At 65.5% G+C, this 13,154-nt stretch carries 12 protein-coding genes; 7 read left to right on the top strand and 5 right to left on the bottom strand.

Annotated elements, in window-relative coordinates:
- The first annotated feature begins 181 nt into the window (after positions 1-181).
- The 3 genes from KQI11_RS11900 (at position 182) to KQI11_RS11890 (ending at position 5,383) form a co-directional block, all read left to right on the top strand.
- Complete coding sequence (locus KQI11_RS11900; RefSeq protein WP_216402267.1) at positions 182-2,161, top strand: DNA gyrase/topoisomerase IV subunit B; 1,980 nt, start codon at positions 182-184, stop codon at positions 2,159-2,161.
- A 42-nt stretch (positions 2,162-2,203) separates the two neighbouring features.
- Positions 2,204-4,444: a DNA gyrase subunit A gene (locus tag KQI11_RS11895; protein WP_216402266.1), complete on the top strand. Its 2,241-nt coding sequence runs from the start codon at positions 2,204-2,206 to the stop codon at positions 4,442-4,444.
- Between the two features lie 282 nt (positions 4,445-4,726).
- A complete protein-coding gene (locus tag KQI11_RS11890) occupies positions 4,727-5,383 on the top strand; it encodes a CatB-related O-acetyltransferase (protein ID WP_216402265.1) in 657 nt (218 codons plus the stop codon).
- A gap of 119 nt (positions 5,384-5,502) precedes the next feature.
- On the opposite strand, the gene KQI11_RS11885 is transcribed toward KQI11_RS11890, so the two are convergent.
- Positions 5,503-5,832 (bottom strand): winged helix-turn-helix transcriptional regulator, encoded by a 330-nt coding sequence (locus KQI11_RS11885; RefSeq protein WP_216402264.1) that lies wholly within the window; start codon positions 5,830-5,832, stop codon positions 5,503-5,505.
- A gap of 193 nt (positions 5,833-6,025) precedes the next feature.
- Here KQI11_RS11885 and KQI11_RS11880 point away from each other — a divergent pair, with 193 nt between their 5' ends.
- From KQI11_RS11880 to KQI11_RS11865, 4 genes are all read left to right on the top strand, one after another.
- Positions 6,026-6,427 carry a pyridoxamine 5'-phosphate oxidase family protein gene (locus KQI11_RS11880; RefSeq protein WP_216402287.1) on the top strand — a complete coding sequence of 134 codons (402 nt, stop codon included), beginning with the start codon at positions 6,026-6,028 and terminating at the stop codon, positions 6,425-6,427.
- A 15-nt stretch (positions 6,428-6,442) separates the two neighbouring features.
- On the top strand, positions 6,443-7,066 hold the full coding sequence (locus tag KQI11_RS11875; protein ID WP_216402263.1) for a 4Fe-4S binding protein: 624 nt from the start codon (positions 6,443-6,445) through the stop codon (positions 7,064-7,066).
- A 109-nt stretch (positions 7,067-7,175) separates the two neighbouring features.
- Positions 7,176-7,952, top strand: coding sequence for a protein-ADP-ribose hydrolase (locus KQI11_RS11870; protein ID WP_216402262.1), 777 nt, complete (start codon positions 7,176-7,178; stop codon positions 7,950-7,952).
- Positions 7,897-8,766, top strand: a complete 870-nt coding sequence (locus KQI11_RS11865) for an SIR2 family NAD-dependent protein deacylase (RefSeq protein ID WP_216402261.1) — start codon at positions 7,897-7,899, stop codon at positions 8,764-8,766. Before KQI11_RS11870 ends, KQI11_RS11865 begins: the two co-directional genes overlap by 56 nt.
- Before the next feature lie 79 nt (positions 8,767-8,845).
- Here KQI11_RS11865 and KQI11_RS11860 read toward each other — a convergent pair whose 3' ends face one another.
- From KQI11_RS11860 to hemA, 4 genes are all read right to left on the bottom strand, one after another.
- Complete coding sequence (locus KQI11_RS11860; RefSeq protein ID WP_286172759.1) at positions 8,846-9,373, bottom strand: QueT transporter family protein; 528 nt, start codon at positions 9,371-9,373, stop codon at positions 8,846-8,848.
- Positions 9,374-9,546: 173 nt separating this feature from the next.
- Positions 9,547-10,824, bottom strand: coding sequence for a glutamate-1-semialdehyde 2,1-aminomutase (gene hemL, locus KQI11_RS11855; RefSeq protein ID WP_185916398.1), 1,278 nt, complete (start codon positions 10,822-10,824; stop codon positions 9,547-9,549).
- Positions 10,824-11,807 (bottom strand): porphobilinogen synthase, encoded by a 984-nt coding sequence (gene hemB / locus KQI11_RS11850; protein WP_216402259.1) that lies wholly within the window; start codon positions 11,805-11,807, stop codon positions 10,824-10,826. Before hemB ends, hemL begins: the two co-directional genes overlap by 1 nt.
- Positions 11,808-11,856: 49 nt before the next feature.
- The gene (hemA, locus tag KQI11_RS11845; RefSeq protein ID WP_216402258.1) at positions 11,857-13,098 is read right to left on the bottom strand and encodes a glutamyl-tRNA reductase; all 1,242 of its coding nucleotides are present in this window, start codon (positions 13,096-13,098) and stop codon (positions 11,857-11,859) included.
- Positions 13,099-13,154: the final 56 nt, after the last annotated feature.

Here is a 13,154-nt window from a genome sequence, read left to right as displayed (position 1 = left end):
TGGGCAAAAAGGGCGCAGAATCACCAAAGACGGCCGTCGGCCCTTGACAGTCCGCCCTGTTTTGAGATACTCTAATAAAGTTGGGAAGTGCGCCCGCCGCCCCCTGATCCAGAGGGGTCCGCCGGGCGCCGCTCCCGTTATCCGACGCCGCACCGACAGAGAAAAAGGATGTAGAGCAGATATGACAGCGAAAGCCAAGCAGTACGGCAACGAAAGCATCACCGCCCTGAAGGGGGCTGACCGGGTCCGCAAGCGCCCCGGTGTTATTTTTGGTTCAGACGGGCTGGAGGGCTGCGAGCACTCGGTCTTTGAGATCCTCTCCAACTCCATCGACGAGGCCCGCGCGGGCTTTGGCGATAAAATCGTGGTCACCAAGTACCGGGACAACTCCATCGAGGTGGAGGACTTTGGCCGGGGCATCCCGGTGGACTACAACACCCGGGAGAAAAAGTACAACTGGGAACTGGTGTTCTGCGAGCTCTATGCCGGCGGCAAGTACGGCCAGGGCGGGGACAACTACGAGTACTCCCTGGGCCTCAACGGCCTGGGGCTCTGCGCCACCCAGTACGCCAGCGAGTACATGGACGTGGAGATCTACCAGGGCGGTTTCCGCTACGAGATGCACTTTCAAAAGGGCGAGCCGGTGGGGGAGCTGCAAAAGGAGCCCACCACCCGCAAAAAGACCGGCACCCGCATCCGCTGGCGGCCCGACCTGGACGTCTTCACCGCCATCGACATCCCGCTGGAGTACTACCAGGAGACCATCAAGCGCCAGGCGGTGGTCAACCCGGGGGTCCTCTTTCTGCTGCGGGCAGAGGGGGACGGCGGCTTTGAGGAGTTCACCTACCGGTACGAAAACGGCATCAAGGACTATGTGCAGGAGCTGGCAGGGGAGGACACCCTCACCGCCGTCCAGTACTGGCAGACCGAGACGGCCGGCCGGGACCGGGCCGACAAGCAGGACTACAAGGTCAAACTGTCGGTGGCCTGCTGCTTCTCCAACCGGCGGCAGGTGGTGGAGTACTACCACAACTCCAGCTTCCTGGAGCACGGCGGCTCCCCCGAGCGGGCGGTGAAGACGGCCTTTGTCTACCAGATCGACGCCTACTTGAAGCAAAACGCCAAGTACCTCAAGGGGGAGAGCAAGATCACCTACCAGGATGTGGCCGACGCGCTGGTGCTGGTCTCCTCCTCCTTCTCGACCCAGACCTCCTATGAAAACCAGACCAAAAAGTCCATCACCAACGCCTTTATCGCCCAGGCCATGACCGACTTTCTCAAGCGCTCGCTGGAGGTCTACTTCATCGAGAAGCCGGAGGAGGCGGGGAAGATCGCCGACCAGGTGCTCATCAACAAGCGCAGCCGGGAGAAGGCGGAGAACACCCGCAAAAACCTGAAAAAGACCCTCACCGCCACCATCGACATGGCAAACCGGGTGCAGAAGTTCGTGGACTGCCGCACCAAAGACGTCTCCCGGCGGGAGGTCTACATCGTGGAGGGCGATTCGGCCCTGGGGGCCTGCAAGCTCTCGCGGGACGCCGAGTTTCAGGCCATCATCCCGGTGCGGGGGAAGATCCTCAACTGCCTCAAGGCCGAGTACGACAAGATTTTCAAGAGCGAGATCATCACCGACCTGATCAAGGTGCTGGGCTGCGGGGTCGAGGTCAAGAGCAAGGCCAACAAGGACCTCCTGAGCTTCAACCTGGACCAGCTCAAGTGGAACAAGGTCATCATCTGCACCGATGCCGACGTGGACGGCTTTCAGATCCGCACCCTGATCCTCACCATGCTCTACCGGCTGACCCCCACCCTCATAAGGGAGGGGTACGTCTTTATCGCCGAGTCCCCCCTCTATGAGATCACCACCAAGGACAAGGTCTACTTTGCCTACAACGAGAGCGAAAAGGCCGACATGCTGCGGGAGATCGGCAGCCAGAAATACACCATCCAGCGCTCCAAGGGGCTGGGCGAAAACGACCCGGACATGATGTGGATGACCACCATGAACCCCGAGAGCCGGCGGCTGATCAAGGTCACCCCCGACTCGGTGGAGGAGACCGCCGCCATGTTCGACATCCTGCTGGGGGACAACCTGGCCGGCCGCAAGGAGTTTATCGCCGAGCGCGGGCAGGACTACCTGGACATGCTGGACGTGTCCTGATTCCGACGCGCCCCAGGAAAACGCTTTTGAGAGGGAAATGATATGGCACCCAAAAAGAAAAAAGAGGCCCCGCGGCAGAAGCGGGCCATCCCCAACGCCGAGATTGCCGGGGCGGGGATCGTGGTGGAACAGCCCATCACCAACACCCTGCAGGAAAACTACATGCCCTACGCCATGAGCGTCATCGTCTCCCGGGCCATCCCCGAAATCGACGGCTTCAAGCCCGCCCACCGCAAGATCCTCTACACCATGTACAAGATGGGGCTGCTCAAGGGCGGGCGCAGCAAGTCGGCCCGCATCGTGGGCGAGACCATGAAACTCAACCCCCACGGGGACGCCGCCATCTACGAGACCATGGTCCGCCTCTCCAAGGGCAACCAGACCCTGCTGCACCCCTACGTGGACTCCAAGGGCAACTTCGGCAAGGCCTATTCCCGGGACATGGCCTACGCCGCCTCCCGGTACACCGAGGCCAAGCTGGACCCCATCGCCGAGGAGCTCTTTCGCGACATCGACAAGGACACGGTGGACTTTGTCGACAACTACGACAACACCATGAAGGAGCCCACCCTGCTGCCGGCCACCTTCCCCACCATCTTGGTCAACGCCAACCTGGGTATCGCCGTGGGGATGGCCAGCGCCATCTGCTCCTTCAACCTGCGGGAGGTCTGCGAGGCCACCATCGGCATCCTCAAGGATCCGGACTGCGACATCAGCGAGACCATCAAGGCCCCCGACTTCCCGGTGGGGGGCATCTACCTCTACGACGAGGCAGAGCTTCGCAAGGTCATCGACACCGGGCGGGGCAGCTTTAAGATCCGTGCCAAGTACCGCTATGACGAGAGGGAAAACTGCCTGGAGATCACCGAGATCCCCCCCACCACCACGGTGGAGGCCATCATCGACAAGATCATCGACCTCTCCAAACAGGGCAAGCTGCGGGAGGTCAACGACATCCGCGACGAGACCGACCTGGGCGGGCTCAAGATCGCCATCGACCTAAAGCGCCGGGTGGAGCCGGACAAGCTGATGGCCAAACTCTACCGGATGACCCCCCTGCAGGACAACTTCTCCTGCAACTTCAACGTCCTCATCGCCGGGTCGCCCCGGGTGATGGGGGTGCGGGAGCTGCTGCAGGAGTGGACGGCCTTTCGCCGGGAGTGCGTCCGCCGCCGGGTCTATTTCGATCTGGAGAAGAAAAAGGCCCGGCTGCACCTGCTGCTGGGGCTCGAAAAGATCCTGCTGGACATCGACAAGGCCATCCGCATCGTGCGGGAGACCAGGGAGGAGCAGGAGGTCGTCCCCAACCTGATGATCGGCTTTGGCATCGACAAGATCCAGGCCGACTACGTGGCCGAAATCAAGCTGCGCCACCTCAACCGGGAGTACATCCTCGCCCGCACCGGCGAGATCGAGACCCTGAAGGCGGAAATCGCCGAGATGGAGGAGATCCTCGGCAGCCAGAAAAAGCTGGACAAAATCATCATCGGCGAGCTCAAAGAGGTGATGGCCAAGTACGGCCAGGACCGCCGCACCGAAATCAGCTATGTGGACGAGCACGTCTACGAGCCGGAGGAGGAGCAGGTGCAGAGCTACGAGGTGCGGCTGTTCTTCACCGCCGAGGGCTACTTCAAGAAGATCACCCCCCAGTCCTGGCGGATGAGCCAGGTGCACAAGCTCAAGGAGGGGGACTTCATCGCCCAGGAGATGGACGCCAACAACGACTGCGAGCTGCTCTTCTTCACCGACCGCCAGCAGGTCTACAAGGCCCGCTGTGCCGACTTTGCCGACACCAAGGCCAGCCTCATCGGCGACTTCATCCCCGCCAAGCTGGAGATGGAGCCGGGGGAGAAGTGCCTCTACATGGTGGCCACCAAGACCTTTGAGGGGTACATGCTCTTCTTCTTTGAAAACGGCAAGGTGGCCAAGGTGGGCCTCTCGGCCTATCAGACCAAGACCAACCGCAAAAAGCTGGTGGGCGCGTACAGCGACAAGTCCCCCCTGGTGGCCATCGACTACGCCCCCGAGGACAAGGAGTACCTGCTGCGCACCTCGCTGGACCGGATGCTCATCGTCAATTCAGCCCTCATCGCCCCCAAGCAGACCAAGAACACCCAGGGGGTGGCGGGCATCAAGCTGACCAAAAAGGCGGTGCTGCAGAGCGTGCGCCCCCTGCGGGAGGCCGAGCTGGCCGACGAGCACCGCTACCGCACCAAGACCATCCCCTCCATGGGGGCCAAAATCGCCGCGGAGGACCTGGCCAGCCAGCTGACCCTGGGCTGATGGGCCGCCGGCGAAGAATGCTTTCAAAATGCAGTGGGCGCCCTGCGGCGCGGCGAGAGGCCGCGCCAGGGGGCGCCCCTTTTTTGTGCGGCCGGGGAGGATCTTCCTCTGCCTTTCCCCTCTCCAAGGTGTGGACAACGGCCCTTTTGTGGGGTAGGATAGAGGGGAAGGCGGGCCGCCCGGCCTGCAGAGACAGAGAGAAGGGGATCAGGTGAAGCGCTGCATTGCCGCCGCCGGGATAGCATCGAACTAAAACACCGCTTATAAGGAGGTTTTTCAGTTATGTCTATTCCGGCCAAAACCATCTACCCGCGCACCGGGGACCGCCAGACGGTCTATCTGGACGCGGTCACCAAGGGGTCCCGCATTCAGGTGGGGGCCTACACCATGTACAACGACTTTGTCAACGACCCGGCCGACTTTGCAAAAAACAACGTGCTCTACCACTACCCCGTCAACGGCGACAGGCTGATCATCGGCAGTTTCTGTTCGATTGCCTGTGGGGCCAAGTTCCTCTTCACCAGCGCCAACCACACCCAGCGCTCCCTCTCGACCTACCCCTTCCCCCTCTTTTACGAGGAGTGGGGGCTGCCGGTGACCGAGGTCGCCACCGCCTGGGACAACCGGGGGGATATCGTCGTCGGAAACGATGTCTGGATCGGCTACGAGGCCGTTGTCCTCTCGGGCGTCCACATCGGCGACGGGGCCATCGTCGGGGCGCGGGCGGTGGTGACCAGGGACGTGCCGCCCTACACCGTGGTGGGGGGTGTGCCGGCAAAGCCCATCAAGCGCCGCTTCGACGAGGAGACGGTGCAGCGGCTGCTGGCGGCCCGCTGGTGGGACCTGCCGCGCCCGGCCATCGAGGCGCTATTGCCCGCCATCCGCAGCGGCGACGTCGAGGCCCTCTGCCGGGCGGGGGAGGGGCGTCCCCTGCGCTGACTGCCCCCCTCGCCGCAGGACAATGGCAAATGCCGAGGAAATGGGGAACAGGGCAAACGATAAAAAGAGAGGGCGGGTCGCCGGCGCAGAGCTGGCAGCCCACCCTCTTCTCTTTTTCCCTAGGCGGAGGGGGCGTTTTGGGCCTTGTACTGTTCGCCCCAGTCCCACATGGCGTCGAGGATGGGGCGGAGGCTGTACCCGGTCTCGGTGAGGGTGTACTCCACCCGGGGCGGCACCTCGGGGTAGACCTTGCGGCTCACCAGGCCGCTGGCCTCCATGGCCCGCAGCTGGGCGGTGAGCACCTTCTGCGAGACGCTGCCGATGGAGCGCTTGAGCTCGCCAAAGCGCTTGGTGCCCGAGAGCAGGTCCCGTAAAATCAGCACCTTCCACTTGTCGCCGATGAGGGTGAGGGTGGTCTCCACCGGGCAGGCGGGCAGCTGTTTTTCCATCTCGACTCCTCCTTTTCCCGTGTGCGGGGGGAAGGGAGTTTCCCACAAACCGCACGGTTACACAATGGTTTCTATTTGGTAACTACACCACTTTGCAGTGCGTACTTTACGAAAAGCACCTGTGGGACTAGTATAGGGTTGTGGGAGGAAAAAGTCAACTCCTCCCCCTAAGCGACACAGGAGGTGCCTTATGATGAGCGAAGTGGTCACATTTTTGCAGGAGAACCCGGTACAGTATCTGGCGACCGTGGGGCGGGACGGCAAGCCCAAATGCCGGCCGTTCATGTTCTGCTTTGAGAGAGAGGGCAAACTCTGGTTTTGCACCAACAACACCAAAGAGGTCTACAAGGACCTGCAGGAAAACCCCTATGTGGAGGTCTCCACCTCCAGCCCCGCCTACGCCTGGATCCGCCTGAGCGGCAAGGCCGTCTTTGCCGACGACTGGGCGGTGAAGGAGGGGTGCATGGAAAACCCCATTGTCAAGGGCCAGTATCAGAGCGCCGACAACCCGATCTTCGTGGTCTTCTATCTGGAGGGGGCCAAGGCGGTCCTCGCCGACTTTTCCGGCAACCCGCCCCGGGAGTACACGCTTTAGAGGGGAGAGAACGCGGTGAACGCACAGCAGTGTCTGACCTACCTGGTGGAGGGGATCCACTCCACCGTGGCGGCCACGGTGGATGAGCAGGGACTGCCCCACACCTGCGCCATCGACATGATGCTCGCCGACGAGGGGGGCCTCTACTTTCTCACCGCCCGGGGCAAGGCCTTTTACCGGCGGCTGATGGCCCGGCGCTACCTGGCCCTCAGCGGGATGAAGGGAGAGGACACCCTCTCCACCGTGGCCGTCTCGGTGCGGGGCTGGGTGAAGCCCATCGGCCAGCAGCGGCTGGAGGAGATCTTCGAGAAAAACCCCTACATGCGGGAGATCTACCCCACCGAGGCCAGCCGCCGGGCGCTGGAGGTGTTCTGCCTCTACCGGGGGGAGGGGGAGTATTTCGACCTCTCCCAGCTGCCGCCCTTTCGCCAGACCTTCTCCTTTGGCGGGGAGAGAGCCCGGGCGTCGGCCTATCAAATCGACCCGGCCCGCTGCATCGGCTGCCAGGCCTGCCGGGAGGTCTGCCCCACCGGCTGCATCAGCGGGGAGAGCCCCCGCGCCATCGACCCGGCCCACTGCATCCACTGCGGCAACTGCGCGGACGCCTGCCCGGTGGGGGCGGTGGAACGACCCAGTTGAGCGGCAAGCGCAAGTCCCCCCGACAGGGCAAAACCGGCCGGGGGGCATTGCCATCTCAAAACGGAGGACCCGAAACCGGCGCACAGCGACCAGAAGAGGAGGAGAAGCGATGAATCAGGACGAGCGCAGAGTCTACCTGCTGCGAACCCTTTTGGCGGAGCGGCAGGAGGAGAGGGGGACGATCCCCCCCTCGCCGGAGGAACAGTGGCGGCTGCTGCGCAGCCTTTTCAACGTCCGCCCGCCCCGGCCGGTCAGCGAGGCATTTTTGCAGGTGCAGGACGCCTACTTGCAGGAGGAGACCGCCCGCAAGGGGATCGTCGACTGGGCGGACCTCCCCCCGGTGGAGGAGGGCATCGCCCTCTGGCGGGGGGACATCACCGCCCTGCGCGTCGACGGCATCGTCAACGCCGCCAACAGCCAGCTGCTGGGCTGCTTCTGCCCCTGCCACGGCTGCATCGACAACGCCATCCACACCTACGCCGGGGTGCAGCTGCGCCTGGCCTGCGCCGAGCTGATGGCCCGCCAGGGGGAGGAGGAACCGGTGGGCCGGGCCAAAATCACCCCCGGTTTCAACCTGCCCTGTCGATACGTCCTCCACACAGTTGGTCCCTACGTGGCCGGCCCCCTGACTGAGGGGCACCGCCGTCAACTGGCCGACTGCTACCGCGCCTGCCTGGCGCTGGCGGAGGAGAGGGGGCTGCGCTCCCTGGCCTTTTGCTGTATCTCCACCGGGGAATTTCACTTCCCCGCCGAGGCGGCGGCCGAGATCGCCGTCGAAACCGTTCGGGTCCACCGGGCCCTGTCAAAGCGACCACTGGAGGTGGTGTTCAATGTCTTTACAGAGAGGGACCTCGCCCTCTACCGGCGACTGCTGGGCAGAGGTTGAGCGGCTGCGGCAGGCCCTGGCAGCGGCCGACGCGGTGGTGGTGGGGGCCGGGGCCGGGCTCTCCGCCTCGGCCGGGCTGACCTACACGGGGGAGCGGTTCGAGAAGAACTTTGCCGACTTCAAGGCCCGCTACGGCATTGGGGACATGTACTCCGGCGGCTTCTACCCCTACGGCAGTTTGGAGGAGTACTGGGCCTGGTGGAGCCGCCAAATCCTCCTCAACCGCTATGACCAGCCGCCGGGCGAGCCCTATCTCGACTTGTTGCGGCTGTTGGCGGGGAGGGACTACTTTGTCCTCACCACCAACGTGGACCACCAGTTTCAGCTGGCAGGCTTTGACAAGAGGCGGCTTTTCTACACCCAGGGGGACTACGGCCTCTGGCAGTGTTCCCGTCCCTGCCACGACCGCACCTACGACAACGAGGAGACAGTGCGGCAGATGGTCCAGCGCCAAAAAGACCAGCGGGTCCCCAGTGAGCTGGTGCCGCGCTGCCCGGTCTGCGGCGCGCCCATGGCCATGAACCTGCGCTGCGACGGCCGCTTCGTGGAGGAGGAGGGATGGCATGAGGCGGCCCTGCGCTACCAGGCCTTTTTGAAGGGCCACCGGGGCCGGCGCCTCCTCTTTTTGGAGCTGGGGGTGGGGGGCAACACCCCGGTCATCATCAAGTACCCCTTCTGGCAGATGAGCGCCGAAAACCCCAGGGCCACCTACTGCTGCATCAACCTGGGGGAGGCCTCCGCCCCGCGGGAGCTGGCGGGGCGGGCCATCTGCATCGATGCCGACATCGGTCAGACCCTGGCGGACCTCGGTTAAAGCAAGGGGGAGTACAAAAGAGAGAGTGCCCGGCGCGGAAACTGCGCGCCGGGCACTTCTTTTGACCTATATCAACGACTTACTCCCCAAAGAGCTGGCGGTGCAGCCCCTTTTTCTCCAGCAGCAGGGCCAGGGGGATGCCCAGCAGGTAGACTATGGTGACCTCGCCCACCGCCACCCAGAGGGCGTTGGTGAAGAAGACCGGCAGGGTGAACGCCTCGCCGGGCACCAGCCAGATGGTCAGCTCGATGCCCACCACCACCGCGTTCCACAGAACCGGCATCAGCGCGGGGAGGAGGGGGAGCCGCCGCACCCGCACCTGGCGCAGGGCGCGGGTGCAGAGGGCGGCCCCCAGGGTGGCCAGGGTGCCAAAGACGATGTCCACCACCCCCATGGGACTGCCCAGGTTGCCCACAATGCAGCCCACCGCCAGGCCGGGCACGGCGGCGGGGGTGAAGAGGGGCAGGATGCACAGCGCCTCGGACAGGCGAAACTGCACCATGCCGTAAGCGAGCCCCAGGGCGTTGGAGAGGTAGGTGAGCGCTACATAGAGGGCGGCGATCATGCCGGCCTGCACCAGGTAGCGCGTCGGGTTCCTTCGTTTCATCATTTCATCCATCCTTTAGTTTTATTTTGGGTCAGGAAGGTCTCGAACTGACCGCGCCGCCAGAGAAGGGCCCGGCAGACGCAACTCCTAGAATAGCGCATTTTTCGGCAGAAAACAAGCCTCTTTTCGCCGCCGAAAAGAGGCTTGTGAGGGGCGCTGAAAGGGGGGGGAAATCAGCGGGTGAAATAGGCTCTGGCCACCTCCAGGGTGCGCTCGATGTCCTCGCTCTGGTGGGCGTTGGAGAGGAAGATGGCCTCGAACTGGGCGGGGGCGAAGTAGCAGCCGTTTTGCAGCATGTGGCGGAAGTAGGCGCCGTAGGCGTCGGTGTCGGCGCGGCGGGCGCTGGCGGCGTCCACCACTGGGCCGGGGGTGAAGAAGAGGCAGCCCAGGGAGCCCACGCTGTTGACGGTGCAGGGCGCGCCCCTCTCCCCGATGATCTCCCGCAGCCCGTCAAAGAGCTCGGTGGCGCGGGCGGCGGCCCGGGCGTAGACCTCCGGGTGGCCCTTGAGGATGCGCAGCTGGGCCAATCCGGCGGCCATGGCCACCGGGTTGCCGCTGAGGGTGCCCGCCTGGTAGACCGGCCCCACCGGGGCGATCTGCTCCATCACGTCCCGACGGCCGCCGTAGGCCCCCACCGGCATCCCCGCGCCGATGATCTTGCCGAAGGTGGTCAGGTCGGGCTGCACCCCGTAAAAGCCCTGGGCCCCGTCGAGCCCCAGGCGAAAGCCGGTGATCACCTCGTCGAAGATGAGGAGGGCCCCCTCTTTTTTGGTGATCTCCCGCAGCCCCTGCAAAAAGCCGGGGGCGGGGGGGACCAGCCCCATGTTGGCGGCCACCGGCTCCACGATGACGGCGGCGATCTGCCCGGGGTTGTCGGCAAAGAGGGCGCGCACGCTGCCCAGGTCGTTGTAGGCGGCGGTGAGGGTGTCCTCTGCCGTGCCCGCGGGCACCCCGGCGCTGCTGGGCACCCCGGCGGTCATGACGCCGGAACCGGCCTTGACCAGCATGGCGTCGCAGTGGCCGTGGTAGCAGCCGTCAAACTTGACGATCTTGGGGCGGCCGGTGTAGCCGCGGGCGGCCCGCAGGGCGCTCATCACCGCCTCGGTGCCGGAGTTGACCATCCGCACCATCTCGATGGAGGGGACCAGCTCGCAGATGAGCTCGGCCATCTCCACCTCCTTTTCGGTGGCCGCGCCAAAGGAGAGGCCGCTCCCCGCCGCCGAGATCACCGCCTCGCGGATGGCGGGGAAGTTGTGGCCCAGGATCATCGGCCCCCAGGAGCCGATGTAGTCGATGTAGCGGTTGCCCTCCACATCCCAGATGAACTGCTTGTCCGCCTTGCGGATAAAGCGGGGGGTGCTGCCCACCGCGGCAAAGGCCCGCACCGGGCTGTTGACCCCGCCGGGGATGTGCTGCACCGCCCGGGTAAAGAGCTCTTCTGAACGGCCCATCAGCCGATCCTCCCTTCGTCCATCCACCCGGCCAGCTCCTTGGCGTAGTAGGTGATGAGGATGTCCGCCCCGGCCCGGTAGACCGAGAGGGCGGCCTCGCAGGCCACCGCCGCCTCGTCGATGAGGCCGGCCGCCGCCGCGGCTTTGATCATGGCGTACTCCCCGCTGACGCTGTAGGCCGCGCAGGGGAGGGGGAAGGCCTGGGACACGTCGCGGATGACGTCCAGGTAGGAGAGGGCGGGCTTGACCATCAGCAGGTCGGCCCCCTCCTCCACGTCCAGGGCAGCCTCCTTTATGGCCTCCCGCCGGTTGTGGGGGTCCATCTGGTAGCCGCGGCGGTCGCCGAAGGCGGGGGCGCTGTCCGCCGCCTCTCGGAAGGGGCCGTAAAAGGCCGAGGCGTATTTCACCGCATAGGAGAGGATGGGGACATCGCTGCGGCCGGCCCCGTCCAGCGCCCGGCGGATGGCCCCCACCCGCCCGTCCATCATGTCGGAGGGGGCCACCATGTCCGCCCCCGCCTCCACGTGGGAGAGGGCGGTCCTGGAGAGCACCTCCAGGGTCTTGTCGTTGTCCACCGTCTCCCCGTCGAGGATGCCGCAGTGCCCGTGGGAGGTGTACTCGCAGAGGCAGACGTCGGTGATGAGGTAGAGTTCGGGGAAGGCCGCCCTGGCCTGGCGCAGCGCCCGCTGCACCACCCCGTTTTCGTCCCAGGCGCCGCTGCCGCAGGCGTCCTTCTCGGCCGGCAGCCCGAAGAGGAGGACGGCGGGCACCCCGGCCTTCACCACCTCTTCGAGCCCCTGGCAGAGGGTGTCAGGGCTGTATCGCAGCTGGCCGTAGAGGGAGGGGATCTCCTCCACCACGCCGCTGCCCTCCCGCACAAACACGGGGTAGATCAGGGAGGACTTGTCCACCCTGGTCTCCCGCACCATCCCTCGCAGAGCGGGGTTCCCCCGCAGGCGGCGGGGGCGCTTGATCATATCCATATCGGCAATGCTCCTTTGCAGGTGATTTCTGTGGTGAAAAGGGCGGGGGTCACTCCCCCTCGCCCCGGGGCCGGGCCGAGCGCTGCAGCGCCTCGATGCAGTCTCGGTAGAGGGTGCGGTCCAGCTCCTCCCGCAGGCCGTAGAGGAGGCGGGCGGCCGCCTTTTCGCAGGCGTCCCGCGCCCGGCGCTCCAATTCAGCAGCCGCCTCGGGCCCGGCGGCCAGCTTGGCGATGGGCCGCTCCAGCCGGGCGGCCACGTCGTCGGCCACCAGGGCTGCCACCTCCCGCACGGCGGGGAGATGGGGGCGAAAGTCGCACCAGTCGCAAAACCCGTCCGCGGCGGCCTGCAAAATGGCCTCGGCCCGTGCCACCTCCTGGCGGTGGGCCTCCCCCTCGCCTCCCCCCTCCAGGTCGTCGATGTCGTAGAGGGTGACGCCGGGGAGAGCCCCCAGCCGGGAGGAGATGTCCCGCGGCACCGCCAGGTCGATGAGCACCCGCTCCACCCCGTCGGCGAGGACGGGGGCAGCCTCCTCGTAGCGGAGGGTGTGGTGGGGGCTGGCGGTGGCGCTGACGAGGGCGCGGCAGCGGGCCAGCCCCTGCAGCCGCTCGTCGTAGCGGATCACCCGGCAGCCCGCGGGGATCTTGACCTCCCCCGAGTGGTACTGCCGCACCGTCATCTCCACCCGGCAGCCCAGGGAGACCAGGGTGGAGGCGGCCAGCCGGCCCATCTCCCCGTTGCCGATGACCAGGCAGGGAAGGCCCTTTAAATCGGCAAAGTGGCGGCAAATCAGGTCGGCCGCCCGGCTGGCGGAGGAGCTGTCCACCGCCGTCAGCCGCACCGAGGTCTTGACCTCTTTGGCGGCGGTGACGGCCGAGAGGAAGAGGCGGTCGAGCACCCCGTCGGCGCTGCCACAGCTGCGGGCCAGGGCCAGAGCGCCCTTGACCTGGGCGATGATCTGGTCCTCCCCAAAGACCCGGGAGCGCAGCCCGCAGGCCAGGGCGAAGAGGTGGTCCACCGCCGCCCGCCCCCGGCGGACGACAAAGGGGATGTCCGCCGGGTCGACCCCCTTGAGGGCGCCCAGCAGCGCGGCGGGGTCGAGGGACGCCCCTTCGGCGCAGGAGAGCCAGAGCTCGGTGCGGTTGCAGGTGGAGAGGAGGACCGCCCCCTCGAGCGCGGGATGTTCGGCCAGCCGGGCCAGGGCCTCGGCCGCCTCGGCCTTGGTGAAGGCAAAGCGCTCCCGCAGCTGCAGGGAGGCGCGGCGGTGGTCAATGCCCGCCATGGCAATATTCAAAAGCGCTCACCCCCAAAAGAAAGAAGCCCCGCGAGGGGCAGTGAAGATCTCTCTTT

It is taken from the genome of Acetanaerobacterium sp. MSJ-12, from assembly GCF_018917875.1.
Taxonomy (GTDB): domain Bacteria; phylum Bacillota; class Clostridia; order Oscillospirales; family Ruminococcaceae; genus Bittarella; species Bittarella massiliensis.
The sequence above is the reverse complement of the archived record's forward strand: the minus strand, read 5'-3'. Positions and strand labels throughout refer to the sequence as shown.